The organism is Amycolatopsis sp. NPDC049691 (assembly GCF_040675005.1).
In the GTDB taxonomy this organism is placed as follows: Bacteria; Actinomycetota; Actinomycetes; order Mycobacteriales; family Pseudonocardiaceae; genus Amycolatopsis.
Genome location: NZ_JBFANX010000014.1, coordinates 78,838 through 104,903 on the forward strand (window position 1 = coordinate 78,838; position 26,066 = coordinate 104,903).

General features: G+C 69.9%; 20 protein-coding genes and 2 pseudogenes. 11 read left to right on the top strand and 11 right to left on the bottom strand.

The annotated features are described in order from the left end of the window. Positions 1-647: 647 nt before the first annotated feature. Together AB0J40_RS29020 and AB0J40_RS29025 are read left to right on the top strand one after the other, a co-directional pair. A complete protein-coding gene (locus tag AB0J40_RS29020) occupies positions 648-2,897 on the top strand; it encodes a Piwi domain-containing protein (protein ID WP_364458744.1) in 2,250 nt (749 codons plus the stop codon). A 2-nt stretch (positions 2,898-2,899) separates the two neighbouring features. After that, the gene (locus AB0J40_RS29025) at positions 2,900-4,171 is read left to right on the top strand and encodes a hypothetical protein (protein WP_364458747.1); all 1,272 of its coding nucleotides are present in this window, start codon (positions 2,900-2,902) and stop codon (positions 4,169-4,171) included. 233 nt (positions 4,172-4,404) lie between these two features. On the opposite strand, the gene AB0J40_RS29030 is transcribed toward AB0J40_RS29025, so the two are convergent. The 3 genes from AB0J40_RS29030 to AB0J40_RS29040 all read right to left on the bottom strand — a co-directional run bounded on the left by AB0J40_RS29030 (position 4,405) and on the right by AB0J40_RS29040 (position 5,344). Beyond that, positions 4,405-4,956 (bottom strand): KR domain-containing protein, encoded by a 552-nt coding sequence (locus AB0J40_RS29030; protein WP_364458750.1) that lies wholly within the window; start codon positions 4,954-4,956, stop codon positions 4,405-4,407. Further along, on the bottom strand, positions 4,892-5,062 hold the full coding sequence (locus AB0J40_RS29035) for a KR domain-containing protein (protein ID WP_364458753.1): 171 nt from the start codon (positions 5,060-5,062) through the stop codon (positions 4,892-4,894). The genes AB0J40_RS29030 and AB0J40_RS29035 overlap by 65 nt, the downstream gene beginning before the upstream one ends. Before the next feature lie 63 nt (positions 5,063-5,125). After that, positions 5,126-5,344: a hypothetical protein gene (locus tag AB0J40_RS29040; protein WP_364458756.1), complete on the bottom strand. Its 219-nt coding sequence runs from the start codon at positions 5,342-5,344 to the stop codon at positions 5,126-5,128. A gap of 1,097 nt (positions 5,345-6,441) precedes the next feature. On the opposite strand from AB0J40_RS29040, the pseudogene AB0J40_RS29045 reads away from it, so the two are divergent. The 3 genes and pseudogenes from AB0J40_RS29045 to AB0J40_RS29055 form a co-directional block, all read left to right on the top strand. Beyond that, positions 6,442-6,756, top strand: a pseudogene (locus tag AB0J40_RS29045) (Wadjet anti-phage system protein JetD domain-containing protein); the annotation flags it as partial. Positions 6,757-6,803: 47 nt separating this feature from the next. Further along, positions 6,804-7,016 (top strand): hypothetical protein, encoded by a 213-nt coding sequence (locus AB0J40_RS29050; RefSeq protein ID WP_364459246.1) that lies wholly within the window; start codon positions 6,804-6,806, stop codon positions 7,014-7,016. 76 nt (positions 7,017-7,092) lie between these two features. Then, positions 7,093-10,824 carry an AAA family ATPase gene (locus tag AB0J40_RS29055; protein ID WP_364458758.1) on the top strand — a complete coding sequence of 1,244 codons (3,732 nt, stop codon included), beginning with the start codon at positions 7,093-7,095 and terminating at the stop codon, positions 10,822-10,824. Positions 10,825-10,841: 17 nt separating this feature from the next. Here AB0J40_RS29055 and AB0J40_RS29060 read toward each other — a convergent pair whose 3' ends face one another. The 3 genes from AB0J40_RS29060 to AB0J40_RS29070 all read right to left on the bottom strand — a co-directional run bounded on the left by AB0J40_RS29060 (position 10,842) and on the right by AB0J40_RS29070 (position 13,068). After that, complete coding sequence (locus AB0J40_RS29060; RefSeq protein WP_364458760.1) at positions 10,842-11,240, bottom strand: hypothetical protein; 399 nt, start codon at positions 11,238-11,240, stop codon at positions 10,842-10,844. Positions 11,241-11,347: 107 nt separating this feature from the next. Then, a complete protein-coding gene (locus tag AB0J40_RS29065) occupies positions 11,348-12,124 on the bottom strand; it encodes a DUF2637 domain-containing protein (protein ID WP_364458763.1) in 777 nt (258 codons plus the stop codon). A gap of 239 nt (positions 12,125-12,363) precedes the next feature. Further along, positions 12,364-13,068 carry a DUF2637 domain-containing protein gene (locus AB0J40_RS29070; protein ID WP_364458766.1) on the bottom strand — a complete coding sequence of 235 codons (705 nt, stop codon included), beginning with the start codon at positions 13,066-13,068 and terminating at the stop codon, positions 12,364-12,366. Positions 13,069-13,478: 410 nt separating this feature from the next. Here AB0J40_RS29070 and AB0J40_RS29075 point away from each other — a divergent pair, with 410 nt between their 5' ends. After that, positions 13,479-14,696 (top strand): AI-2E family transporter, encoded by a 1,218-nt coding sequence (locus tag AB0J40_RS29075; RefSeq protein ID WP_364458769.1) that lies wholly within the window; start codon positions 13,479-13,481, stop codon positions 14,694-14,696. A gap of 5 nt (positions 14,697-14,701) precedes the next feature. Here the strand turns inward: AB0J40_RS29075 and AB0J40_RS29080 are convergent, their stop codons facing one another. Both AB0J40_RS29080 and AB0J40_RS29085 read right to left on the bottom strand, forming a co-directional pair. Beyond that, the gene (locus tag AB0J40_RS29080; RefSeq protein ID WP_364458772.1) at positions 14,702-17,254 is read right to left on the bottom strand and encodes a LuxR C-terminal-related transcriptional regulator; all 2,553 of its coding nucleotides are present in this window, start codon (positions 17,252-17,254) and stop codon (positions 14,702-14,704) included. A gap of 104 nt (positions 17,255-17,358) precedes the next feature. After that, on the bottom strand, positions 17,359-17,820 hold the full coding sequence (locus AB0J40_RS29085) for a hypothetical protein (RefSeq protein ID WP_364458775.1): 462 nt from the start codon (positions 17,818-17,820) through the stop codon (positions 17,359-17,361). A gap of 201 nt (positions 17,821-18,021) precedes the next feature. Between AB0J40_RS29085 and AB0J40_RS29090 the strand changes: the two genes are divergently transcribed. Continuing rightward, positions 18,022-18,519 carry a DUF1269 domain-containing protein gene (locus tag AB0J40_RS29090; protein ID WP_364458778.1) on the top strand — a complete coding sequence of 166 codons (498 nt, stop codon included), beginning with the start codon at positions 18,022-18,024 and terminating at the stop codon, positions 18,517-18,519. 311 nt (positions 18,520-18,830) lie between these two features. Further along, entirely contained in the window at positions 18,831-20,183 is a 1,353-nt protein-coding gene (locus AB0J40_RS29095; RefSeq protein ID WP_364458780.1) for a DUF2252 domain-containing protein, read from the top strand. 35 nt (positions 20,184-20,218) lie between these two features. On the opposite strand, the gene AB0J40_RS29100 is transcribed toward AB0J40_RS29095, so the two are convergent. Together AB0J40_RS29100 and AB0J40_RS29105 are read right to left on the bottom strand one after the other, a co-directional pair. Next, positions 20,219-20,491: a hypothetical protein gene (locus tag AB0J40_RS29100; RefSeq protein WP_364458783.1), complete on the bottom strand. Its 273-nt coding sequence runs from the start codon at positions 20,489-20,491 to the stop codon at positions 20,219-20,221. Then, positions 20,488-20,742 carry a hypothetical protein gene (locus tag AB0J40_RS29105; RefSeq protein ID WP_364458786.1) on the bottom strand — a complete coding sequence of 85 codons (255 nt, stop codon included), beginning with the start codon at positions 20,740-20,742 and terminating at the stop codon, positions 20,488-20,490. Before AB0J40_RS29105 ends, AB0J40_RS29100 begins: the two co-directional genes overlap by 4 nt. Positions 20,743-20,944: 202 nt before the next feature. Here AB0J40_RS29105 and AB0J40_RS29110 point away from each other — a divergent pair, with 202 nt between their 5' ends. The 3 genes and pseudogenes from AB0J40_RS29110 to AB0J40_RS29120 form a co-directional block, all read left to right on the top strand. Beyond that, entirely contained in the window at positions 20,945-23,608 is a 2,664-nt protein-coding gene (locus tag AB0J40_RS29110; protein ID WP_364458789.1) for a LuxR C-terminal-related transcriptional regulator, read from the top strand. A gap of 110 nt (positions 23,609-23,718) precedes the next feature. Continuing rightward, entirely contained in the window at positions 23,719-24,093 is a 375-nt protein-coding gene (locus AB0J40_RS29115; protein ID WP_364458792.1) for a PLDc N-terminal domain-containing protein, read from the top strand. 173 nt (positions 24,094-24,266) lie between these two features. After that, a pseudogene (locus AB0J40_RS29120) lies at positions 24,267-24,509 on the top strand (potassium channel family protein); the annotation flags it as partial. Positions 24,510-24,590: 81 nt separating this feature from the next. Here the strand turns inward: AB0J40_RS29120 and AB0J40_RS29125 are convergent. Then, positions 24,591-25,931, bottom strand: a complete 1,341-nt coding sequence (locus tag AB0J40_RS29125) for an MFS transporter (protein WP_364458795.1) — start codon at positions 25,929-25,931, stop codon at positions 24,591-24,593. Between the last annotated feature and the right edge of the window lie 135 nt (positions 25,932-26,066).

Below are 26,066 nucleotides of genomic sequence, written 5' to 3' on the forward strand. Positions count from 1 at the left end.
AACAGTTATGGCCAGCTGCGCGGACAGCATCTGTCGACGGTCGAACGTGACCAGCAGTTGCTCGCGCTCACGCGCGATCTTCTCGCCAGAGGCGAGCCGACCTTCGTGGCCGCCACGGCGCCAAAGCTCAAGGACTCTCGGCGTCTGCAGTCCGCCATGGATGGCCGCCGGTACGTCCTCGAAGTCGTCTGGCCTGATCGACCTGTGTCATCCGGAGGTGACCGGGAGATTCCTGACTCGCGCGGATCGAGCTCCAGCGGACGAGTGTGCTCCAGGAGGGATCTCCGGAGGAGTTGTCCACAGACCTGGATCAACCTGTGGACAAGACGGCTGAACAACGGATGTGGGAGTTCCACAAGGCCGAGTGCCGGGAAGGACGCACCCCACCTGCGCCGACCTCGACTGGATCGCCGGCAAGCACAACCACGGCCGCCGCATTCTCCGCAAGTAGCGCGCCGCCGGGAACGTCTCCTCGGTTGCCTGAGATCAGGGGAATCACCGATCACGGTCGCGACCCGACGACTCGACGGGTGAGATAATTACAATGTTCGTCCCAGTGCGCCCAGGTCGCTATGCCGGATCACGAGGGGAAACGAGGCGTGAATGACGTACGAAGGTCGGGGAGACCTCAGCTGGCGCTCAACTTCATGCCGATCAGATTCACCGCCCTGGCGTTCGAGGGCGGTTTGGTCGACTTCGAGTCGCCCGATCAGCTGAAAGCCTTGAGGGCGGACCTGGCGGAGACACATGGCGTGCTCAGGACCCGGGAAGGAATCGCCTGCGTTCCACTGCGCGGCGATGTCGTGCAGCACGGTACGCCCACGACGTTCGCCGTACCGGAGCACCGGTCGCTCACGATCCGACTAGTCCAAGACGCTCTGCGTCGACTGGTCGTCGGCTGGGGCTACCAGCTACGCCGACCCGATCGAGTGAACTTCGTGTCGCGGTTGCCGGGTAAAGACCTGCTTGTCACGGCGGCGGGTGATCGCCGGCCGAACGGCCTCGTGGATCTGCACGTCTACCCGCAGTACTCGCTGAACAGCCGGATCGTCGGCGCGGCGGGCGCCCCGGGTGTCCTCATCGACCTGAAGACCCGGTACGAGATTGACCTTACCGTCGCGGAACTGATCAACCGCGGCATCGACGTCCGTGGTCTGAGCGTGGTCGCCGATGACGGAACCCGCCAGCCGTTTCCCCATATGGACCCGTACGGCACTCGCCGCTACGTTGGCACCGTCGATCGTGTCGACGGCGCCGAACTGGTACTTCGGGACGCTATCGGCGCCGAGCGGGTTCCTGCCGACGCGGCCTGGCCGGCAAGCCGCCGCGAATTTTTCTCGTCCATGATCACCACTTTGACAGGTGGCGACGGGGCGCGGATCGTCCGTCGGCTCGAGCACGAGACCTTCGCCCTCCTGGGTGCGGCCGGACGGCTGAAGAAGATCACCGAAATCGCCGGCCAGCTGTCCCAGCACCCAATCGACATCGCCCACGGGGTGTCAGTGACCCTGGAACAGCCGATTGGCTCGTCGGACGCGGCGAAGAAGGTCGTCTGGAGCCACTACGACGAGCCGACTTTCTCGTTCGACCAAGCCGGTGACAAGAAGAACCGCTCCGTCGATCGGGGACTTGACGCGTTCGGTCCCTTCGACGTGGAGTTCTTCGCCAAAAAGAAGCCCAGGATCGCGGTGGTGATGCCCCGCGCCCACAAGGGCATCGTGGAGCAGTTCGTGACCAAGTTTCTCCACGGCGTCCCGGGTGGCGGGGTCTTCAGCCAAGGCTTCATCCGCAAGTTTCACCTGGGCGGCTGCGACGTCCACCTGGAGCCCTTCGACGGCGACCTCACCGATGCCCGCGCGTACCACCAAGCGTGTCAAGCGGCCCTGCTAACCGGTGACGTCGACTTGGCGATTGTCATCACCGGCGAGGCTCAGGTTCACCTGACCGGGAACCACAGCCCCTATCTGGTCGCCAAGTCGGCGTTCATGGGCCAAGGCGTCCCGGTGCAGGAGATCCGCATAGAGACGACTCAGTCGCCGACCGTCGCGCACGCACTCAACACCATCGCCTTGGCCTGCTACGCCAAGCTCGGCGGCATCCCCTTCGTGATCTCCGCCCCTCGTACACTCACCCACGAACTGGTGATCGGGATCGGCAGCGCCCACGTTCAGGCGGACCGCACCACTGAGGCCGAACGAATCGTGGGCATCACCACCGTGTTCAGCGCGAACGGCAACTACCTGCTTTCCAGCAGATCTCGCGAGGCGGACTATGACGACTACCCCCGCGAACTCCTGAGGTCGTTGACCGAGTGCATCAACGACGTCAAAGCACGCAACGCCTGGCAAGAAGAGGACGAGGTCCGGCTGGTTTTCCACGTGTTCAAACCGCTGAAGGACACGGAGGCGCAAGCGGTCAAGAACCTCATCACGAGCCTGACCGGCCAGTACACAAAGGTGGAGTTCGCGTTCGTGCACGTGGGCATCGACCACGACTGGGTGATGTTCGACCGTGCCTCCGCCGGTGTCTCCCGAGGGACCAGCAGAGCCAAGGGACACTACGTGCCCGATCGCGGTTACGCCGTGGCGATCGGTCCCAACCAGATGCTGCTTTCGGTCAGCGGGCCGATGGACCTGAAGAGCCCGACGCACGGCGCACCGCGGCCCCTCCTCTTGAACCTTCACCGTGAATCGACCTTCAGGGACATCGAGTACCTGGCACGCCAGGTGTTCCGGTTCACCTCGATGTCGTGGCGCCGGATGTACCCGTCGAGCAAACCGGTCACCATCCTGTACTCCGACCTGATCGCCGACCTCCTGGGTCATCTGAGGCACGTGAAGAACTGGAACGCCGACACGCTTGCGACGAAGCTGCGCTGGAGCAGGTGGTTCCTCTGACATTGCCGAACACCACCGGCCCGATGAACCATCTGTTGGCCGCGCAGGTCACCGACCTGGAACAAGCGATCCTGGGCGCGAACCGGCCGGGCAACCTAGATGGGCTGCTTGCCCACCACGTCCTGGGCGGCCGCCGGATGGGCTTTACCTGGAACGTCGATCCCATGACGCCTGCCTGGTTGCAGGAAAACCGAGGCCGGCTCGGCCAGACCACTGGGCTGGCGATCCTCGGGTTCGGTTTGGCCGGCTTCCCCTCTCGCACTTCGCAGACTGGTCGCGAGCACCTTGCCGACGGCCTTCCGAGGCTCATGCGCAAGGAACCGTTCCCCGCAGACGGCGTCACGTTCGTCAACGATCCTGGTCAGATCGTGGGTCTCGCTCTCGCGGTCAACAGCATCCGCGACACCATGCCCGAGGCACGCACCTGGCTGGCCGAGGTTCTCAGCGCCCCGAGGATCGGGCCGACAACCAGCACGCTCAGCCTGTTCCAGCAGCACGCACGGCACCTGGTCGGCGCCGCCGTCGAACTCCGAGCCGCCCTGAGCACGGTCGAGGACCCGGTGGAACTCGCCGGTCTGCACTGGCTCGCGGCCTCGGCCGACGACATCACGTTGGACACTCCCGACGAGCTGCGTGACTTGCGGTCCCGGCTGCTCAGCAGTCTCGTGCTGCACCGCCGCGAGCAGGTTTCGGCGCCACGAGCCGCGCTGCTGCTGAGCGCCGCCGCGCACATCATCACCGCCAGCGTGGACGACCTGATCCTCAGCCGCAGCCATGTGGGGGTGCTGCTGGGCCGGTTCGAGGATGCCATGCGTCAGTGGCGCTACGACGACGACAGCCTGCAGGATCCGATCCGCTGGCGGATCGAGAATGAGCGCGAGATCCAGAACATCCTCTGGCTCATCCTCCGCCCGGTCTTCGACGACCTCGTCGACGAGGAAACTCTGCGCAAGCTGGGTCACAGTACCTACCGGGCCGATTTCGGCATCCCCTCGCTCGGGTTGCTCATCGAAGTCAAATACGCCCGCAAGGCGGCTGACTTCAAGACGTACGAGAAGGAGATTTTCCAAGACCTGCAAGGCTATTTGACGGATAACGAGCCCTATCGCAAGCTCGCGGTGTTCATCTACGACGAGTCGGCGTCCGTGCAAGAGCACGGAACGACCCGGAACGCCCTGCTGAAGATGCCCGATATCACCGACGTCGTCATCGTGAGCCGCCCCAGCCAGTTGCCGGTGCCAGAACGACCTGTCCGGCGCTCCCGGCGCACGTGACGATCCGGACCGGATGGCGGTAGCGGGTGGCGGTGGCGGTAGGTACTCGCGCGCCGGCTCCCGCTACGGGGCAGATAGCCGGGCAGCGCGTGCGTCACGCCTCCTTGGACAAAGTCATGATCAGCCGCTCGATGAGCAACAGCGGTGCTGCCGAACCGATGGACACGAAGACTCCCGCCAGGAAACTGTTTTGTGATAGAGAGTTCTGTTGGAAGGGACTCACCAGCTGAAATTCAATGTCGGCGAACCCACCTCCGCCCGGCTTCCACGTCAGCGCGTTCGGCGAGACTGTCGGCGGATCCGCCCACTGAACTTGGCGACCGTCGCCCGGATCGCGCGGTTGTGTAGGTGCTCCCGCGCGTCCTGCTCCGTGGTGATGCCGTCCGCGCCCAAGGCGACTGACAGCGCCATCTGCCCGCGGACCTGCCGGATCGCAGCGGGCGCGTCGAGGTGGCTGCTCGCCGTCGCGCACGCACCCTAATCCGCCGCGCCCTGACCGCCGAGGCCGAAGAGATGGATACAACAGCGTCCAACGGCCGGTCTGCCAGCAGCTCGTCGAGGTGATGGGCGCCGGACACCTCTGCCCGCCAGCACTTCCTCGAGTGCTTCGGGGTGCAATCGGCGAGAGCCGGGGCGCCGACCGAGCTATCCGTGGCATACACGACGGCGTCTGGCGGGTAAGCCGCCAACAGCCCGGCGAGCGTCTCGCGGTCAGCGACGTCACACGCCGCGAGCGCCCACTCGAACCCCGGAGGCCTCGAGCTCCGCCGCCAGTTCAGGCGCATCGGACGCGTCCTTGCCACAGCGGCCGAGGAGGACCAGGTACTCGGCGTCAGCACAGGCGAGCCACCGCCAGACGGGCCCCGCGACGCCGCCGGTCACCAGGACCATTCACCCTCTTGATGGCCTGAACACGCGGGACCCGCGCACTCAGACCACCAAGATCGCTATTGCTCATGAATTTCGCTTTGATTCCTCCTGTTCATCGGGAGAAACCGGGGTGGCATCGAGTTGGTTTTTTTCCGGCTTTCGAATAATTTCGACCGGACGGTTTTCCGACTCGACGGACACGCAAAGAATCTTGATCTTCACAGATCGGCCATGACTTGCCGCGATGCGGAAAAGCCACACTGCCGTACCGGATGCGATCAACGCGAGAACGACCGCGATCATCTCGCACCCGCCACTAACGCACGAAGAACTTCCAGGCAGTGGCCCGAAGCAAGGGCCAAGACCGCCTCATGGGGACGGAGCAGCGACTACCTCCCGGCCCGAGCCGCGTTGCCGCGGCTCCGGCGCGCTCGTGGTGTTCCCTGAACTGCAGCACCTGACGGCGCGCCGCCGTGCTGGTGCCCGCAACGCTTCGGCAAAGGGCGAGCAACCCTCACCCGGACACGGCCGACACTCGCCGCGCCTGCCGTGCCCGTTCGTCCCGCCGAGCGAACCGCTGGTTGCGGCAGGCCCAGCCCGGACTGTTCAAGGTAACGCGGCCTCAGAGCAAGGGCAAGGACATGGCGGAGGTCTTGAGCCACGCGGCCGCCCGCTCGGTGATGCAGTCCGAGCCCGGCCGTTGCACGTCGCCGGCTGGCGACGTTGGCCGACCGGCCGGGTGATTGGATGCCTCGTGCCGTTCGCAGCGCCGCCAAGTTCGCAGCCTCCCGCTACTCAATACCGACTGGGTGAGCGACGCGTGGCGCCGGGAGCTGATCGGGCCGATGCCCACCCGGTGGGGCGGGCTATGCCGGTCGCGATCGCGCACCGTACCCACGGCCGCGACACGGGCTCTCTGGCCATGACCTGCCTGCGCCCACCGCATAGTGCAACCTCGACCGAACGCGAGTGCGACCGCTACCTGACGGCGCCCGGCCGCGGGAAACACCGGTCATCGCCGTATGAGTGCCTGCCTACGTTGTCTGTAGACCGTGACCGGCCCCGAGGGCTTAGAGTTACCCGATGTAATGGTGGCAAGCGGGCCTGTGGGCGTTCGGAGGCGGCTTCGCAGTAGAGGCCCTCGACTTCGCAACCGTGCTCAAGCGCGATCGGCTGCGGCCGTGGGAGGTGAACGCCGATCTTGCGCAGGGCCGTTTGGCTTCGAACGAGCCGGGCCACGCCGCCGGGCCGGTCGGGTACTTGATCAGTGAACTCCTCCGACTGACTGTCGGCGGGCTGCTCGGAGCCGCGATGGCGGCCAGATCACCGACGCGCTCCCCGCGCTCGCCATCGGTGCCGCGGCCCCGGTGATCGTCAGAAACCTGGTCAAATTGGTCCCTATGTCCGGAGCACCGCCCGCTGAGGTTCCGGCCGCCCTGAATGAAGACTTTCAGCAACCGGCCGAGTGCGACAGCCGATGGCCTGCCCACGATGAGTACGCACCTTCCGGCGCGAAGGGCATCCTTCTGATCGAGAACCTCGCAGTTTTCGAACGAGTAAGTTCCTTGCCAGAGGTCACGAAATGCTGGCTTTGCTTGTGGGGTCGAGGTTACGTTGGCGAAAACGCCGTCCGGCACCTGCGATCGCGGGATCTCCCCCTGGTCGCCTGGGGCGACCTCGATGCGGACGGCATAAGGATCATCACCGACGTGAGCGCACGCGTCGGCCGTCCGATCCGAACTGTCGGTATGTCGACAGAGTTGTGGGAACGGGCATCAATCGAGAGCAGACACCGAAACAGCTCGCCCGCGCCCGGATGCTGGCGGATTCGCTGCAGAAGAGCTTCGTCCCGGACCTTCGCAACTTGGCCGCAGCAATCGCCATGACGGGCGACGGGGGCGAGCAGGAGGTCTTGTGCGACCAAGTATTGCCGACGTTGGGAGCGGAAGTCGACCGGCCGCTGATGGTCTCGTGAGGCATTGCCCTTTCATCCCCTGGCGGTATTATCGAGAACAGATCAACCGATTTATCCAGGTGAGGACCAAGCGGCTATGCGACATCTGACGTTGCGAGTAGCATGGCACGACAGCGCGTGGAACGGCGCGATTTGCCGCGCCCCTTCAAGAAACCCATACTGTCTCGACCTCGACCGGATCCGCCTCGAACGCGACGACGACAGCGAAGATGCGCACGCCGGGAGGTTCTTCGCCGAACTGGGCTCCCGGCAGCTGCCGGCGTGCAAGGCCGAGAACGGGACGTTCATGAGCCCACGGCCCTGGTCGCGCGAGTTCCGCCATCCGTACGCCGGCATCGAATCGACGCGGTCCACTCACGGCGTCCTGCTGCCCACCACAATCGAGATTCCGCCCTATTCGGCGGTGGCCGTGCCGTTCGCCTGGATGCTCCGCGAAAGCCAGGAACGCATCCAGGATCGGCTCCCCACCGAGCTGGCGCCCGACAGCGACCCGCCGTTCCCGTCTTCGTGGGTGTTCGACCGGACGCGGCAGCGCCAGCTGCTCGACGCGGTCTTCAACCAGGTCACGCCCCGCGAGTCGGTGGCGTTCATGTACACGAAGTCGGGGCATCCGCTCGGCGACGACGTCCCCCGGCTCGTCGTCGGAATCGGACGGGTGGCGGCGATCTCGTCACTCCTCGAGTACCGAAGCCGGGCGCCGTGGACGTACCCCCTCTGGGACCGGATCGTCGAACACACGATCCGTCCCGAAGGCTCCGATGGCTTCCTACTGCCCTACCACGCCTACCTGGAACCCACCGGAGACCCGGCCGAAGACCGGAGACGTCGCGAACTCGTGAACGAGATCATCGTCAGCCCGGACAGCACCGCGGTCTCCCAATTTTCCTACGGAGCCGAACTCGCCACCTCGGACACCGCACTCGGGATTCTCGAACAGGCCTTGACCGCAGTTCGTGCGATCATCCGACACGGCATCGCACCAGGACCGTGGGCCGAGCGCGAACAGTGGCTGTCGGACCGCATCGCCGACGTCTGGACCGATCGGGGTGCCTTCCCGGGAACGGGGAGCGTGCTCGACGGGTTCGGGTTGCGGCTCGGCACGGCGCTGGCGCTCGACTTGCGGCGCAGCGGCATGCTCTCCGCGGATTCCGATCCGTGGCCGCTGGTCGATGACCTGCTCGGCGGTCGGGTCACCCCACCTCGAACGGCGTACACCGCCGACCTCGCGGCGCACGGCTCGACCTGGGCCGCGCTCCCGGCGCAGCGGAAGCAGCTGATGAGGCTCCTGTCCCGGTTCTCCGTGACGCCGACCGCCGCACGCCGCTGGCTCGACCCGGCCAGACGAGCCAAGGCAACCCGGCAGAAGGTCAGTGACCTCGACATCTTGGCCAATCCGTACCGGCTCGCCGAAACGGATCTCGGTGAGTTCGACGACCCGCCCATCACCCTTGGCCTCGTCGATCGCGGTGTGCTGCCCGATCCGACGATCGCGGCGAACCACCCGCTCGACGCACCCGACCCGATCGCGTCACCCCATGATGCCCGCCGGCTCCGCGCTGCCCTGGTCGCCGTCCTCCGGGAAGCCGCGGATCGCGGAGACGCGCTCCTGCCTGTGGCGGAGGCCATCGAAGCCGCCGGCAAGCTTCGGCTCGCCCGACCACTCGCGATTCCCCCGGACTGGGTTGCCGGGAACGTCACGGCGCTGGATCCCGAGGTCGACCTGGTGACGGCGAGCTGCCCCGGCGAGGACGACACCCCCGTCGACGTCTCCTGCCTCCAACTGCACGAGCTCGCCGAACGCGGGGCCTTTCTCGCACGGCGCCTCAGCCAGCGAGCCGGGCGAACACTCGCCAGCTTGGGCGAAGACTGGACCGGCCAGGTACGTGCGGCCATCGCCGAGACTGGCGGTGTCCTCGACGAGGCCGATCCACGGCACGCGGAGGCGCTCGTCGAGCAAGCCAGCGCCCTCGAGACGATCTCGACCCGCAAGCTGTCCGTACTCGTCGGCCGCGCCGGCACCGGCAAAACGACGGTGCTGGGAGCGCTCCTGCAGGCACGTCGCCTGACGAGCGATGGTGTGCTGTTCCTCGCGCCCACCGGCAAAGCACGGGTCCGCATTGTGCAGCAGGCCCCTGGCGCAACCGCCATGACTATCGCGCAATTCCTCTACCGGCTGGGTCGGTACGACGGCGAGCGGCAACGAGCGCTGTTCGACAGCGACCGTGCCTACCGCAAGGAGCGGACCATCGTCGTCGACGAGTGTTCGATGCTCACCGAGGATGTCCTGACCGCTTTGCTCAAGGCTCTCGACCTCGGCCACGTACAACGGATCATCCTCGTGGGTGATCCCAGCCAGCTCCCGCCGATCGGCGTCGGCAGGCCCTTCGCCGACTTCGTCGCCCATCTCGACCGCTGCGCCGGCTCGCCCGACCCTGCTGTCGCGGCACGAGCCGGCGCTCTCGCTCGGCTCACGGTCGAGGTCCGCAGCAGCCAGGGCACCGGCAGTGACACGCTCCGGCTCGCGTCCTGGTACACGGACGACGTGCAACCGGTCAACGCCGACCGGGTCCTCTCCGAGCTCAGCGACCCCACCGACAACAGCGCCGGCGGTCCGTCCAGTGATCTCCGGCTCGCCTATTGGAAGGATCCCGACGACCTGCGGACCCAGGTGCTCGAACAGCTCGCCGACGCGCTCGGCATGGCCGGTCCGGACGACCTCGGCGGCTTCGACCGGGCGCTGGGCCTCACGTCCGAAGGGTGGGTCCCGTTCGGCGACCACGGCGGAGCCGAGCGCTTCCAGATCCTGTCACCGGTCAGGATGCGTCCGTGGGGAACCTTCGAGCTCAACCGTGATCTCCAGCGGCACTTCCGCGCCGCGGAACTCGGCGAGGCGCGTGACCGCCGCCCCGGTGCTATCGCGTACGGCCCCGAGGAGATCGTCGTCCGCGACAAGGTCATCCTGGTCCGGAACCGGAAACGTGACGCCTACGACCACCGCACACGCACGAGCGTCGACGGTTACTTCGCCAATGGCGAGGTCGGACTTGTGGCGACTACGAAGAAGTTGGAAAGAGGCGGGCTGGTCAACGTCGCGTTCGCCGGCCGGGACGGCCTCCGGGTCGGGTTCAAAGCGGTGTCCGGCCGGGCTGAAGCCCCCGACCTCGAACTCGCGTACGCCCTTACGGTCCACAAAGCGCAGGGCAGCGAATTCGACGTCGTTCTCGTCGTCGTCCCGAAAGAGACGCCCTTGCTGTCCCGCGAGCTCATCTACACCGCTCTCACGCGGGCGAAGCGCCGGCTCGTCGTCCTGCTGGAAGGTGACGATTCCTCGGCGTTGTTCGATCTGACCCGCCCGGAACGCAGTGAAACCGCTCGCCGCAACACCAACCTCTTCACCGGAGGTGTGCGCCGGCCGGATGTCTATGTGCCCTACGCCGAGCACCTGGTCCATCGCACGCGCCGCGGAGAACTCGTGCGGTCGAAAAGCGAGGTCATCGTCGCCAACCTCCTCCACGAGGCCGGCATCGAATACCATTACGAACGGCCCTTCGCCGGCCCGGTCACCGGCGGGTCCGCGCGCCCTGACTTCACCGTCATCGATGCCGGCGGAGACGAGATCTTGTGGGAGCACCTCGGCATGCTCCACCGCGACGACTACCGGCAGTCGTGGGAAGTCAAGCGCGAATGGTACGAGCGCAACGGCTTCACCGTCGGACACAACCTCTTCGTTTCGACGGAGAACGACGGGGTCATCGACTCGCACGAGATCGCTCGTCAGATCGAAGCCCTTAAGGAGATCGCCGACTGACTGCCGGTCGAGACGTCTCAGTAACCGCGCGACGGCACACTGTCGGGCAGGTGTCCAAGGAGCACAAAGAACAAGATCAGGCCGAGAATCGCCGACGTCACCAAGATATTGGCCAACACCAGCGCATGCCTACGGATTGCCACCAACTGCGCCAAGATCTCGAGGTTGATCCGAGTGGCATAGTCGGTCGGGCCGTCGGCCTCCGACGACTTCTTCAGTCGCTCAGCGAGGGCGGCGGCATTCAGATCGGCCCCTGCGTGGTAGTGCGGCCGGGGCTTGAGGTCGGCCACGGTGATCTCCTCCAAGAATGTAGCGCGCCGGACAAGCGCGATCATGTATTCGCTGGAGCAGGCACCCGCGTTACAGCGCGTCACCACCCTAGGCTGGAACGGACGGTCCATCACGTGATCGGCCACGCCTGGTCTGATGCTGAACGAGTTGCATCAGCAGCATGTCGGCGATGGCGGCACCGGGGATCGTGGACTGGTCCGCCGTCCGAGCCTCCATCCCCGCCAGATCAACATCACGACGGCGGACCCGCATACGTGACTGCCCTGGCGGACGTCGCTACTGCACCTGCCGCCGAAGAACGTGTAGAACCCTCAATCTGCCGATCTTGCCCGCTCCTCCACTTCCGGAGAATCCGACGGCCGTAGTTGTGCGTTCCGGCCACTCGATCCAGATCGGCGCCCGTCGGCGTTCGGCCGCACGCCCGCTCGTTGACGTAGTACTCCCACATCCGGTCCTCGACTGTCCGCTCAGAGTCCTCCATGACGGCCGCGAGACCATGGTCGTCGGCTGAACCGACCTGAAAGTCTCGCTGTCCGCCGCCGTCTCGAGAGCCTGATCGTACGTCTCGCGCTGAGCACGAACGGGTCTCGGAGCAAGTCTCGCGAGACCGCTGCTTCAACGCACCGTTCAACAGCTCAACCGACAGCAGCAAGACCAGCGGCGGACACGCCGCCACCGTCACCTGCAACACGCTCAACGCCGGCGCCGAGCAGATATTCGCCACCAGCGACAAGCAGATCCCGAACACGAACGCCAGCCAAGCCACCCATCGACCCGCCGGACGACCGCTGCGGTGGGTCTTCCACAACTCGACCGTCGCGATCGTCAGCAAGCCGTCGACCAGCAGCGGCCAGATTGAGGCGGTCACGCCGTCCGCGCCGAACCGGAGCGCGAACTCCTGTCCGTGACGGTACGAGGCGTACGCCGCACCGAGTGCGACCAGACCGGTGCAGATGCACTGGATGGACAGAGCAAGGTCTTGAGCAAGCCAGTCCTTGAGCCGCCTCACGGCCGCACCGCCACGTCATCCTGTTCGGGATAGCCGCCTCGCCCTCTACGAATCGGTCGCTGTCGGCGGCCTGGATCAGCCGACACGACCCGACAGTTGCGAGCCCGAGGAGAGCCCGAGAGCACACGGACGGGACGACAGACCGCGGCACAAGCCAACACCGCCACCACCCGACGGCCGAGGAAAACGAGCCTGCCCGGCATCACTCGACACCATCCGAAACCTCAAGATCACCACTCTTAACCAGCGGGTTGCAGCACCTCCTGGCTGGCATGAGGCGCGGCATAGTCGACCCCAGCCAACTGCTGCGGGCCGGCATCGGTGACGGCTATGCCGCGACCACCACCAGCGCATCGGCCAGCAATTCGCCAGCGCCGCAGAACACGACGGCCGTAGTTGTTCGTACCGGCGACACGATCGAGATCCGCCCCGGTCGGAGTACGTCCCGCAGCTTGCTCCTCAACGTAGAACGCCCACATCCGCTGCTCGGCAGACTCCTCGAGGACCGACACCGGCTCAAGGTCGTCTTCTGCTGAGCGCGGATGCACCGCCTCTCGTTCAGGAGACTCACCGTCGGCATCTATCTCCATGGGCAGCGAGGTCCGGACAGCGGCGCGGCGGCGCTTCAACGCCCGGTTCAGCAGTTCCACAGCAAGCAAAAGAGCCAGCGGAGGGCAAGCGGCGATAACGACCGAGAACACCGTCAACCTTGGAACCGACCCGATGTTTGCACATAACGACAACGAGATCCCGAAGCCGAAAGCCACCCACGCAGCCCACCGACCACCACCATGACTCGGCCGCCACAACTCCACCGTCGCCGTCGTCAGCAGACCATCCACGATCAACGGCCAGATCGACGCAGTCGAGCCATCCGCACCGAAACGCACCGCGAACTCACGACCATGCCGATACGACGCATACGCCGCCAGCACCGCCACCACACCGGTACAGAAGCACTGCACCCACAGTGACCAGCTGACACTCCTAGTCGCCGAGGACGTCATGACCGACCACCTCGCCGATGCCGCTCAATATCGACTACACCGGAAAACTGCAGCTCACAGGCCTTTTCGAGCCGTTGGGTTCTGGACGGAACCGCGCCGGGGGCACGCTCCGGGCCCACGCGGTGGCGATCGCCGGTCGCGCGGCCCTTACCCCGCGGACATCGCCCACCTGATATCGCCGGACCCTTGTTCTCGCGGAACCCCGCCACGACTCCGCCATCGGCACCACGCGCGCCCCGTCCCTGGTGCTCTCTCACTGCGTCACCGCTTCCTCCGCCCCGGGTGATGACGGGCCTTCCGGAACCCGCCACCGTGGGGTGGCCGCCGCCTGTCTCCGGAGGATTCGCATGGTGCGAGCAACGCTCACCGATCTGCCGGCCCGCCGGTTCCGCAAGCCCCGGCGGCGCCGCGTTGCGACCGGCGATCGGGGATCGCGCCGCTCCCTCGGGAGGCTTGCCGACCGGTTCGGCGCCGGCGTGCACCCGCCGTCGGTCCCGTGGCCACCCGAGAACCACTCCGGGACCGGCGGCACCTCCGTGCCCCGCGCGCTCGTCGTGCTGCTCGGGGCCGCCGCCGCCGTGGTCGTGCTCGCCGGGGTGCAGGCCGTCGCCTGGTTTGCCGGGCCCGTCTTCCTCGCTCTCGTCGTCGTGATCACCCTCGATCCGGTGCGGACCTGGCTGCGGCGCCGGGGACTGCCGCGCTGGCTGACCGTCGGCGTGCTGGTCGTCACCGTCTACGCCGTCCTCGTCGGCTTCTTCGTGGTCTTCGTGGTGTCCGTCGCGCAGCTGTCGGCGCTGGTCCCCCGCTACGCCGGGCGGGTCGACGAACTGCTGCGCGACGGGCTGGCGGTCCTCGGCAGGCTGGGGGTCGGCGAACCGGAGCTGCGCGCCGCGCTGTCGTCCCTCGACACCGGGAAACTCGTCGGCCTGGCCGGTTCGCTGCTCGCGGGGGTCGGCGGGCTGGTCACGAACCTGGCTTTCCTGTTCGCGCTCCTGCTGTTCCTAGGCGCCGAAACGGCCTGGGCCGGCCAGCGCCTCGGCCGGATCGCCCGGGACCGGCCGTGGATTTCCGCGGCACTGCGGGGTTTCGCGTCGGGCACCCGGCGGTACCTGGTCGTGACGAGCGTGTTCGGCGGCCTCGTGGCGGCTCTCGACACCACCGCGCTGGCCCTGCTGGGCGTGCCGGGTGCGCTCCTGTGGGGCCTGCTCGCCTTCGTCACCAACTACATCCCGAACGTGGGCTTCGTGATCGGCGTCGCGCCGCCCGCGGTGATCGCCCTGCTCGACGGCGGCTGGGGACACCTGCTCGTGGTGCTCGTGGTGTACGCGGCGCTGAACTTCGTGGTGCAGTCGCTGATCCAGCCGCGGTTCGTGGCCGGCTCGGTCGGACTGTCCACTTTGGTCACGGTGCTGGCGCTGGTGTTCTGGACGTGGTTGCTCGGTCCGCTCGGCGCGATCCTCGCCGTGCCGGCGACCCTGCTGGCCAAGGCCCTCCTGGTGGACGTCGACCCGCGAGCCCGCTGGGCCGAGGCGCTGTTGTCCGCCCCGCGCCGGGAAGACGGGTGACCGGCTCAGGTCAGACCGTGCTGCCGGGCCACCACGACGGCCGAGCGCCGGTTGTTCACGCCCAGCTTGCCGTAGATGGCCCGCACGTGGGTCTTCACCGTGTTGACCGAGACCGTCAGATCGGAAGCGATTTCGTCCAGCGAGCGTTGCGAAGGCAGGCGCCGAAGCACGACCTGCTCGCGATCGGTCAGGTCACTGGACGGGGAGTGCGGGACGAGCCGGCTGCGGACCGCGTGGGCGAACCTGTCCAGCGAGCCGAACCCGCCGGAGTGGTCGATCAGCAGGTGGCCGACCTCGGGCTCGGCGAGGCCGAACGGCCGCACCAAGCCGTTCGGCCGGGCGAGGGCCAGCGCGCGATCGAGGGCGTGCAACGCTTTGGTCCGCCGATGCGAACGCAGCGCCAGTGCGGTTTCCGCCAGGCATCGGCCCACCGCGGTGGCCGGCAGCAGCGCGCTCGCGCCGCCGCTTTCGCGCAGGACCGCTTCTGCCGCGGCCGGTTCGTCCGCGGCGAGGTGAGCGCGGACCCGCAGGAGGGCCAGCTCGGCGCTCGCGGGCAGGCGTTCGTGCATCCACGCGAGCACTTCCGCCGCGTGCACCCCCTCGGCGAGGGTCAGTGCCGCGTGGTACTCGGCAACCGCGCACACCGCGATGATCGCGGGCGGCAGGTCCAGACCGGCGAGCCGGTGCCGCGCCGCGCGCATGCCGTGCGAACCCGCCGTCCGGTCGCCGCTGTCGAGGCGCACCATGCCCTCGAAGAACTCGCGCAGCGGGCTCACCAGCGGCGAGCCACCGGGCACCTCCGCGGACGCCGCCTGGGCCAGCTCGAGGGATGCGGCGGCCGGCTCGGCGCGCATCAGGTCGTCGTAGGCCAGCATCAAGTGGCATTCGGCCACGCCGGGAGACCGGCGCCAGCCGTGCCGTCGCGCGACGGCGAGCGCTCCCGTGCAGGCTCGCCGCATCGCCAGGTGATCGCCGTCGAAGGCGCTGGCGACGGCCAGCACCAGCCGGCTGTGGAGCACGAGGTGGTCCAACCGGTCGCCGTGCGCCAGACGCAGGGCTTCCTGACCCTGGACGACGGCGTAGCGACGGGCACCGCGGCGCAGCGACCGCCAAGCGCGGTCGAGGGTGAACCAGGCGTCGAAGCCCGGCACCCGCTCCGCCGCGAGCACGGCGTCCGGCGGGCGTTTCCCGGTGACCAGAGCCAGGTGGCGCGCGGCGAGACGGCCCAGGCCGTCGTCCGCCGCGCCGAGGTCGGCCGCGGCTTCGGCGGGCAGCCCACGCTGGAGGTTCTCGAGCGCCGAAGCCAGCCGCAGTGGCGGGTTCGCGGCGACCGCGGCGGCGCCGAGGTAGGCGAGCGCCAGCCGCACCGGCTCGCCGTCGCCCGCCAGCACCTGGCGGACGCCGTGATCCCGGGTCAGGGCGAGGACGCGCCGGCGGTCCCGGCCCGCCACGGCATGCCGGAGCGCCTCCCCGAACCGGCCTTCCCCGGCGTACCAGCGAGCGGCGATCCCGTGCAGCCGCGGCACCCGCTGCGGGTCCTGCCGGGCCAGCTCGGCCCGCAGGAACCCGCGCAGCAACGGCGGCAGCCGATAGGTGTCGGCGGGCGTGCGCGCGACGAGACCCGTCGCGCGTTCGAGTTCGTCCAGCCTCGCCCCGGCGTCCGCGCGGCCGGAGAGGCGGACGGCGAGCGTCGCCCCGACGGCGTCGCAGACGCTCAAGCACCGCAGGAGATCCGAAGTCGCCGCGGGCAGCCGCGCGAGCACTTCGTCGGCCAGGAACCGCGCCACGGCGCGCTCGTCGCCGGTGACGGTGGCGACGAGCCCGTCCGCGTCGTCGGCGTCGCGCACCGAAACCGCGGCCCAGCCCAGCGCCGCGGCCCAGCCCCCGGTGCGTTCGGTGAGCTCCCGGACCCGCTCGTCGCTCACCGCGCTCCCGGTGGCTCGCAGCAGGTTCGCCGTTTCCCTTGCGGTGAACCGGAGTTCGGCCGCCTCCACCCGGGACAGGACGTCTTCGACGTGCAACCGGGCCAGCCGCATCCGCGGCTCCACCCGGGTCACCAGGACCAGGCGCACCGCGGCGGGCAGGTGCCGGGCCAAGGCCGCGAGGGCTTCCAGCGGTTCCGCGCGGGAGATCTCGTGCAGATCGTCGAGCACCAGCCGCACCGGCCCCGCCGCCTCGGCGAGCGCGTCGTCCAGATCGGCCAGAAAGGCCCGCCGCCGCCCCGGCCCCGGCGGGTCGAGCCGGTCCAGACCACGGTCGGCGGGTACCGCGGGACACCGGCGCAACGCGTCCAGGATCGCCGCCCACAACCGGGTTTCGTCGTTGTCGTCTTCGTCCAGGGACACCCAGGCGACGTCGTGGCCGTCGCCGGCCCAGCCGGCCAGCGCGGTGGTCTTGCCGGCCCCGGCCGGCGCCCGGACCACCGTGACGGGCCGGGTGGTGGCGCGGTCCAGCACCGCCGCCAGCCGGGGACGGGGGACGAAGATGCCCGGCAGCCGGGGCACCGTGACCTTCGCGCCGGGAACCGGGCGGAACGGGAGCGTCGTTCGATCGGGCACGTGAACCCTCTCGGTGTCGGGAGAAGTCGCCCCGGATCCGCGGTCGACGCCGGGCGGAAGCCACGACTGTACTGATCACGGTCGTGCGACCGGGACGGCAGGGGTCACCAGATCTCGTAGGTGGATTCGTCGCCGTGCACGATGACGGCCCAGATCACGAGGACGTCGAGGGCGATCACGAGGACGCCCCAGAACGGGTACGCGGAGAGGAAGGCCAGCTGCGCCAGTGCGTTGAACCCGGCGAGCGCGACGGTGACGACCCGGGCCCACTGCGAGCCGGTGAAAAGCGCGATCCCCGTCAGCACGACGAGGATGCCGACGATCAGGTGCAGCCACCCCCAGCCGGCCAGGGAAAAGACCAGCAGTCCCGACGGGCCGATCACGTAGTAGTCCCGGTCGAACAGCGCGACCACGCCTTCGACCACGTTGAACAGTCCGGCCAGGACGGTGATCGCCCCGGCGAACCAGATCCAGCCGACCCGCCGTGACCGCGCCACGGCCCGGTCCGGCGGGAGGGGGGTCCGGGCGCCGGTCGTGCCGGTCCGGGGCTGCATGGGTTCGGTCATGATCCTTCTTCCTCTTCCTCGGCTGGCTGCGGACCGGGCGATCATGGTCGGTCGCCGGTCCGCCGGTCCTCGCCCGCCCGAGGTGAGATCGGCCGCCCCGATCGCGGCGGCCACGCGGCTCACACGGCGTGGGCGATGCCGCCCGCCCGCACCCGGGAAACAGTGCGGCACGACCACGATCCGCAGACCGAGGAGGACGTCGTGTCCACGTTGACCGTGTGGCGGTTCCCGACCGTCGAAGGTGCCGAAAACGCATTGGATCTGCTTCGGCAGCTGCAGAAGCAGCAGTTGATCTCGATCGCCGATGCGGCTTACGTGACCTGGCCCGAAGGGCGGAAGAAGCCGAAGACGAAGGACCTGGGCTCCCTGACCGGCGCCGGCGCGCTGGGCGGGGGCTTCTGGGGCCTGCTGTTCGGCCTGATCTTCCTGGTGCCGCTGCTGGGCATGGCCGTCGGCGCGGCGATCGGCGCGCTCACCGGATCATTGAGCCACGTCGGGATCGACGAGGACTTCATCGACACCGTCCGCGCCCAGGTCACGCCCGGAACTTCCGCGCTGTTCGTGATGTCCGGGGACACGGTGCTGGACCGGGTCGTCGAGCCGTTCAAGGAAACCGGTGCCACGTTGCTCAGCACCAACCTTTCCGACGTCGAGGAAGCTCGGTTGCGGGAGGCCTTCGACGAGTCGCCGCGGCGTTAGCAGGGAACGGGACCGCGGCGGCGCCCCCGAGCGCCGCCGCGGTCCCGCGTGGGAGGTTCGCCCGCTCCGCGCGCTCCCCCGAGAGCGCCGCCGGGGCCGGCCGGACGGGATGGCGAAGCGCGGCGCCGGGCCGGCGGGGAGATCCCCGCGGCGCACCCGCCGGCCGCTCGTCGTCCGCTTCGTCATCACCGCACCTCCACGGCTCACCCTGCGGCTCGCGCCGTCGCGGGTCGTCACCCGTGGTGGATGACTCCCCGCTTCACCCCCGGCGGACGACGCCCCGGCGGCCTCCGCGCCCGACGATCCGTCCCATGACTCTCACCGACGCTTCCGACGTGCTGATCGCGCGAGCTCGCGCCGCGCGCGCGGCCGTACCGGTCGACGGCCACGCCGAGTTCCCCGGCTCCCTCCGGCGCACCGATCCCCTCGCGCTGCTGGCCCGCCAGGACCGCGACCGGGTCCCGGAACTGCGGCCGCTGCGGTACGGCCGGATGGCCGCCTCGCCGCTGGCGTACTTCCAGGGTGCCGCTCTCCCCGCGGCCGCCGACCTCGCCTCGACCCCGCGGACCGGCTTCGGCGTCCAGGCGTGCGGGGACGCCCAGCTCGCCAACTTCGGCCTGTTCGCCGCCCAGGGCCGTCGCCTGGTGTTCGACTTCGCCGACTTCGACGAGACCCTGCCCGCGCCGTGGGAATGGGACGTCAAGCGGCTGGCCGCGAGCTTCGAGGTCACCGCCCGGGAGAACGGCCACGCGGCGGCGCAGCGCCGGCGCGCCGTCCTCGCCGCGGTCGAGTCCTACCGCCTGGCGATGCACGACTTCGCGCGCCGCACGTCGCTCGACATCCTGTTCGCCCCCGCGGACGCCGGGACGCTGCGGGTGGTCGCCGCCCACCGGCTGGGACCGGGGAAGGGCCGCGTCGCCGGCGTACGGCGGTTGACCGAAATCCGCGACGGCCACCTCCGCCTCGCCGCACGTCCGCCGTCGGTCGTCCCGGCGGGTCGCCTGGCCGGGGACGGCGACCCGGCGACGCTGACCGACCGCCTCGGTGCCGTGCTCGCGCGGTACAAGCGCACGCTCGGGCCCGCGCGAAAGGCGCTGCTCGACCGCTACCGGCTCGCCGACGCCGCCCGCACGGTCGCCGGACCGGGCGACGCGGGCACCCGGTGCTGGGTGGTCCTGCTCGTCCGGACGGGCACCGGGGACCCGCTCGTCCTGCGGCTGAAGGAAGCCCGGCCGTCGGTGTTGCAGGCGTACACCGGCGCGGCCGCGCCGGCGGACCCCGGCCGGCGGGTGGTCACCGGCCAGCGGCTGATCCAGGCCACCGGCGACGTCTTCCTCGGCTGGGCCCGCACCACCGGTTTCGACGGCCGCGCGCGCGACTTCCACGTCCGCCGGCTGCGCACCGACCCGGCCACCGGCGACGTCACCACGATGACCCCGGACGTCCTGCGGGCACACGCCCGGCTGTGCGGGTGGACCCTGGCCCGGGCGCACGCGCGCACCGGGGACGCGCTGGCGATCGCCGCCTACCTCGGCGCCGGCCCGGCGTTCGCCGAAGCCGTCCGGCAGTTCGCGGTGGCCTGCGCCGACCAGAACGAACGCGACCACGCCGCCCTGCGGCAGGCGATCCGGCTCGGGCACGTCACGGCGGCCACCGCGTCGTGACGCGTCCCCTCGGGCGGGTGAAGGCAACCGGCCCTTCACCCGCTGACGCGGTGCACGGCGACCGGCAATTCCCGGACCCGGTGCACCGACTGCACGTGCATCCCGAGCGCCTCGAGCCGCCGCAGGATCCGCGGCAGGCTTTCGGGGTCGGCAACGGTACCGAAAACTATCGTATCCGGCGGCACGGGCACGACGAGCACGCCGCGGAAATCATCGACCTCTTCGGCCGCCCGTCCCGGAATGGCACCGCCGCCCCGGAAGACGTAATTCGCCCCCGCATCGGGACCGAGGACACCCGCCCGGCTCACCGGGTGCCCCGGCTCCGCCGGGTCCGCCCCGCCGACAGCCACGCCCACCCGACGATCACCACGTCGAACAGCACCACCACCGCCGACCAGCCGCGCACCAGCAGGAAGACCAGCCGCGCGACCAGGTCGGCACCGGCGCGGACACCAGCCCGCAGCTCTCTCACCGGGGTCAGCGCGGACAGCGCGACGGCCAGGCCGAGCAGCACCGAACCGGCGCTGATCCCGCCGGTCCGCACCACGTCGAGGACCACGACCTCACCCGGCCCGAGCCAGCAGAACCGGGAAACGGCGAACCGCCGATTCCCCTTACCCGGAGAATTTCCCAGAATTTTCACCCGGCACACGATTATGGCCGCGGCCGTTGTTCTCTTCGCCCACAGCAGGTGAGCCGAGTCAATTGCGTGGCAAGATCCGCCGGGATTATCCGGAACCGAACACCGAGGAGAAAAGAACATGCGGCAGTGCCACGAGGTCCCGTCCCGAAGACGGGTACCGAGAACCAAGATCACCGTTCCCGGCGCGCCGGCGGACTTCGTGCCCCGGCCGCGGCTGCGCGCCGTCCTCGACGGAGCCGGCGAAGCGGCCATGGTCTTCGTCGGTGCCCCGGCCGGGTTCGGCAAGACGGTGCTCCTCGCCGAGTGGGCCCGACGCCGCGACGGTGGTGCGGTCGCGTGGCTGTCCGCCGACGCCGACGACAACGACGACCGGCTGTTCTGGTCCGCGGTCCTCGAAGCCGTCGGCCGCTGCGGCCGGATCCCGCCGGGCAACCCGTTGCGCGGACTGGCGGTCCCCGACGGGCCGAGCACCGATCTCGCCTTCCTCGCCCAGGTCGCCGACGCGTTCGACGCACTGCGCGAACCCGTCGTGCTCGTCCTCGACAGCGCGCAAGAGATCACCTCCCCCGATCCGTGGCGCGGGTTGCGGGCGGTGATCCGCCACCGGCCGGCGGGACTGTGCCTGGCGGTCGCGAGCCGCCGGGAACCGCCGCTGCCGCTGGGCCGGGCCCGGCTCGCGGGCCGGCTCGTCGAGATCGGCGCCGCCCGGCTGCGGTTCACCCCCGAGGAGGCGGACGCGGTGCTGGCGGCCGCCGGGTCGGCGATCCCGCGGGACCAGGTCGCCCGGCTCGCCTGCCAGACCGGCGGCTGGCCGGCCGGGCTGCGCCTCGCCGCGGCGTCCGCCGCCCGGTACGGCAGCCTGCGTGAGTTCTCCACCGGCCGCGACGGCTCCGTGCTCGGCTACCTGACCGACGAGGTGCTCGCCGCACTCGCTCCGGCGCAGCGCGAGCTGGTGCGGACGATCAGCATCTGCGACGAGGTCCCGGCCGGGCTGGCGACGGTGCTCTCGGGGCGCACGGACGCCGAAGCGGTGCTCCGCGAGCTCGGCGACCCGGCCCAGGTGGTCGAGTCGGCCGGCGCCCCGCCCCACCACCGCGTGCTGCCGCTGCTGCGCACCTACCTGCGGGCGGACCTGCAACGCCGGGAGCCGGACCGGACGCACGCCCTGCACGCGAAGGCGGCTCGCTGGTTCGCCGAACACGACCGGCCCGCCCCGGCGCTGCTGCACAGCGTCCGCTCGGGTCATCCCGCCCGGGTCGGCGAGCTGCTGCGCGAACACGCCGTGACGCTGTTCCTCGCGGGCGAACACCACGTTCTGCGGTCGGCTCTCGCGCTGCTGGACGATCGCCGGATCACGGCCGATCCGGCGACCCTGCTCATCTCGGCCGCGCTGTGCCTGGAAGCCGCCGAGACGTCGGCAGCCGGTCTCCAGCTGGCTCGGGCGGAAGCATCGTGGCCCGACCGGCCGACGCCGGAGCTGGCCGTGTTGCGGCAGCTGACGTACTCCTGGCAGGCCCAGCTCGACCACACCCCGGCCAAGGCCGCCCGGGTGGCCGAACAGGTCGACGAGGAGCTGGCCGCCGACGCCGGCCTGGGCGGCCTCGCCAGCCTGCACCGCGCCGGTGTCCTCATCGCCCGGGACGAGCGCGAGCCTGCCAGGGAAGCGCTGCTGCGGGTCCTCGGCACCGCCGAGCGGGTCCACCAGGACTTCATCGTCGCCCACTGCCTGACCATGCTGGCCGAGCTGGCGTGCCGCGACGGCGACTACCGCGCGATGGAGACGCTGGCCCGCCGGGCCGGTGCCCGCCTGCCGCACCAGGACCCGCCGCGGTCGCTCCAGGGAGCGCAAGCCGGGGCGTTGCTGGCGTACGGAGCCTTGCTGGGCGGCGAACCGGCCGACTGCGTCATGCACGCCAAGCGCATCGGACTGCTCCTCGGTGACGCTCCCGCGCGGGCGGCCGGGGAACTGCGGCTGCTCGCCGAGACGCTGCGTGGCGCCGCGGAGTTCGAACTCGGCGGCTGGCACGCGGGACTGCGGCGGATGCGACGGGCGCGCACCCGCCTCGGCACCGGGCGAGCCCGTCCACCCCGCCACGCGGCGCTCTGCGCCGTTCTCGAACAGCGCGCCGCCCTGCGCCTGGGCGCGGCGGGTCAGGCCAGGGAAACCGTCCGCTGGGCGTTGCCGATCCTCGTCGGCTCCGGGGAACTGCTGCTGATGCGCGCCCGGACCCAGCTGCGGCTCGGCCGCCACCGCGCGGCCGGTTCGGTGCTGCGGTCCCTGGTGGACGGCGAGGCCCCCCTGGAGCTGGCCTGGGCCGCGATCGAAGCGTCCCTGATCGGGGTGCAGGCCGCGTTGGCGGCCGGGGCACGCGACCGGGCGGCCCGGCTGCTGGACGAAGCACTGCGCGCCGCCGAACCGACCGGCGTCCGGTTCCCGTTCGTCTTCGCCCCGCCCGAGCTGATCGGGTTCCTGACGAGCAGGCTGGGCGGGCTGGGCGCCGGCGAGCGGTTCGCGGGCGAAATCCTCGCCGTCCGGCGCCGGCTGCGCACCCCGCCGATGCCGGCGCCGCTGACCGAGCGGGAACGCGGCGTCCTGCGCCTGCTGCCCACGCAACGGTCGATCGACGAGATCGCCGAGGACCTGACCGTCTCGCCGAACACCGTCAAGACCCACGTCCGCGGCATCTACGCGAAGCTCGGCGTCCGCAGCCGGCGCGAAGCCGTGGCGATCGCCCAGGAACGCGGGCTGCTCGACGCCGAAGTCGCCGACTTCACGGTTTGACGCCCGCTCGCCCCACCCGGCGCGGGTGAGGCGGGCACGGCCGGGATCCGGTCGAGTGGGCCGGGCACGCGCGAGCGTGCCTGGCCCCCGATCCCGGACGAGGAGATGTCATGGCCTTGGCGAGCGCGGAATATCCGTTCCTGAATCTCATGTGGACGATGCTGGTGTTCTTCTGCTGGATCGCCTGGTTCTGGCTGCTGTTCGTGGCCTTCGGCGACCTGTTCCGCCGCGCCGACCTGTCCGGCTGGGCCAAGGCAGGCTGGACGGTGCTGCTCATCGTGCTGCCGTTCCTCGGCGTCCTGCTCTACCTGATCACCCAGGGCCGGCACATCGTCGAGCGGCAGCGCGCCCGCGACGCGGGGTATGTGTCCACACTGGACAGGACCGGCGCGGCGCAGATCGCCGAAGCCCGGCGGCTGCTCGAAGAGGGTGTCATCGACGACGCGGAATACCAGGCGCTCAAGCGGAAAGCGCTCGCGCGGTGAGCCGCCGGTGGCGGTTCGTCCACCTCGCGGTGCTCCGGCCGCTGCTCACGGTCACCGCGCTGGTCTGCGTGTACTACGTGCTCCCGGTCGACCGGGAGCTGCGGCCGTGGACGGTCGTCCTGTTCGCCGCCGGGCTCGCCGTCGTGGTGCTGCTGGTCGTCGGCGAGGTGCGGATGATCCTGCGCTCGCCCTTCCCGGCCTGGCAGGGCGTTCAGGCGCTCGCCCTGATCCTGCCGCTCTTCCTCCTGCTGTTCGCCAACGGCTACTACGTGCTCGCGCAGGACGGCGCGGGCTCGTTCGGCACGGCGCTGACGCGGACCGACGCGCTGTACTTCACGGTCACCGTGTTCACCACCGTCGGCTTCGGCGACATCGTCCCGATCGCCACCGGCGCCCGGGTGCTGGTGACCCTGCAGATGGTCGCGGACCTCGTGGTGCTGGGCGTGGTCCTGCGGGTGATCGTCACGGCGGTCCGGCGGTCGTCCACTGGGGACGGTTCACTCGGGCAGCAGCAGCGCGGCGACCAGTCCGGCCACCGCCACGACGGCCAAGGTCGCCAGCGCCAGCGCGAAGGAGCGGCCGCCGAGGTGCGGCGTTCCGGCCAGGACGGACCCGGCGAGCGCCGTCCCCACCGACGAGCCGAGGTTCGACACGCTGCGGGACACTCCCGAAATGTCGCCCTGCGCGGAGTCCGGGAAGCGGGACTGCACCAGGTTCACCGAAGCCGTCAGCATGATCCCGACGCCGGCGCCGAGCAGGAACAGGCCGGGCACCGCGCTCGCCACGCCGGAGCCGGCGCGGACCAGGAGCAGCACGAGGACCAGGCCGGCGACGGTGACGAGGAAACCGGCCCGCACGAGGCCGCGCTGGGAGTGCCGGCGGGCCATCCGTCCCGCGGCCGCCGAGGCACCCAGGATGCCGATCGTCGCGGGGGTCAGCATCAGCCCGGTCTCGATGGCGTCGTAGCCGCGGACCTGCTGCAGGAACACGGCCACCACGAAGAACGATCCCTGCAGGACGAGCCACTGCACGTGCTGGGTCGCCAGGCCGAGCCCGGTGACGCGGTCGCGGAAGAGCCCGGAAGGCACGAGCGGCTCCCGGCCCTTCCGCTCCCGCGCGCGGACGTGTGCGAAGAACACGATCAGGAAGGCGGCGCCGATCCCGGCGAAAAGCCACACCGGTGACGCCAGCCAGCCGTAGGTGCCCGCCTGCAGCACGCCGAAGACGACGAAGAACAGCCCGGCCGCCGAGAGGATCGCGCCGGTGACGTCGAACCGCCGTTCCCGGGGCGGGGCGGGCGGCTCGGTGATCCGCAGGGCCAGCACGACGATCAGGCCGACCAGCGCGACCTGCAGGAGGAAGGACGCGCGCCAGCCGAGCCACGTCGTGACCAGGCCGCCGACGAGCGGACCGGCCGCGGCACCCAGGGCGCCCGCCCCGCTGACCACGCCGAAGGCCCGGGCGCGGGCGGTGAGGTCGCGGCTGGTCACGGTGACCAGGATGTAGATCGGCGGGATCATCAGGGCCGACCCGGTCCCTTCGAGCACCGAGTACCCGAAGATCAGCAGGCCCGGCCCGCGTGCGGCCGAGGCCAGCAGCGCGCCGGCGCCGTAGACGGCCAGCCCGGCCAGGAAGCAGCGCTTGCGGCCCAGCAGGTCGCTCAGCTTGCTGCCGGGCACCATGAGCGACGCCATGGTGAGGGTGAACACGGTGATCGCCGTCTGCACGCCGATCACCGTGGTGCCGAGATCGGCTGCGATCGCGCTGACGGCCACCGTCATGGTCGTGGCCGCGTAGCTCGCGACGAACTGGGCGAGGGCCAGGGGCAGCACGATCATCGGCGGGCCTTCCTGCTGGGGTGCCGCACACCGTGGCGTGCCGCCGGCCGGGCCACCTCACCCCGCGGGGATGAGGCAGCGCCGGCCCGCCGCGGCGACGGTGCACCCGAGGAGATCCCCGCCGCCCCAGGGAGG

What these genes read in the sequence shown, in the direction of transcription:
- AB0J40_RS29095 (WP_364458780.1), top strand. Translation starts at nt 18,831, where the DNA reads ATGACTCTCACCGACGCTTCCGACGTGCTGATCGCGCGAGCTCGCGCC.
- AB0J40_RS29020 (WP_364458744.1), top strand. Translation starts at nt 648, where the DNA reads ATGCCGATCAGATTCACCGCCCTGGCGTTCGAGGGCGGTTTGGTCGAC.
- AB0J40_RS29035 (WP_364458753.1), bottom strand. Translation starts at nt 5,062, where the DNA reads ATGGTCCTGGTGACCGGCGGCGTCGCGGGGCCCGTCTGGCGGTGGCTC.
- AB0J40_RS29125 (WP_364458795.1), bottom strand. Translation starts at nt 25,931, where the DNA reads ATGATCGTGCTGCCCCTGGCCCTCGCCCAGTTCGTCGCGAGCTACGCG.
- AB0J40_RS29030 (WP_364458750.1), bottom strand. Translation starts at nt 4,956, where the DNA reads ATGCGCCTGAACTGGCGGCGGAGCTCGAGGCCTCCGGGGTTCGAGTGG.
- AB0J40_RS29115 (WP_364458792.1), top strand. Translation starts at nt 23,719, where the DNA reads ATGGCCTTGGCGAGCGCGGAATATCCGTTCCTGAATCTCATGTGGACG.
- AB0J40_RS29075 (WP_364458769.1), top strand. Translation starts at nt 13,479, where the DNA reads ATGGTGCGAGCAACGCTCACCGATCTGCCGGCCCGCCGGTTCCGCAAG.
- AB0J40_RS29085 (WP_364458775.1), bottom strand. Translation starts at nt 17,820, where the DNA reads ATGACCGAACCCATGCAGCCCCGGACCGGCACGACCGGCGCCCGGACC.
- AB0J40_RS29110 (WP_364458789.1), top strand. Translation starts at nt 20,945, where the DNA reads ATGCGGCAGTGCCACGAGGTCCCGTCCCGAAGACGGGTACCGAGAACC.
- AB0J40_RS29055 (WP_364458758.1), top strand. Translation starts at nt 7,093, where the DNA reads ATGCGACATCTGACGTTGCGAGTAGCATGGCACGACAGCGCGTGGAAC.
- AB0J40_RS29040 (WP_364458756.1), bottom strand. Translation starts at nt 5,344, where the DNA reads ATGATCGCGGTCGTTCTCGCGTTGATCGCATCCGGTACGGCAGTGTGG.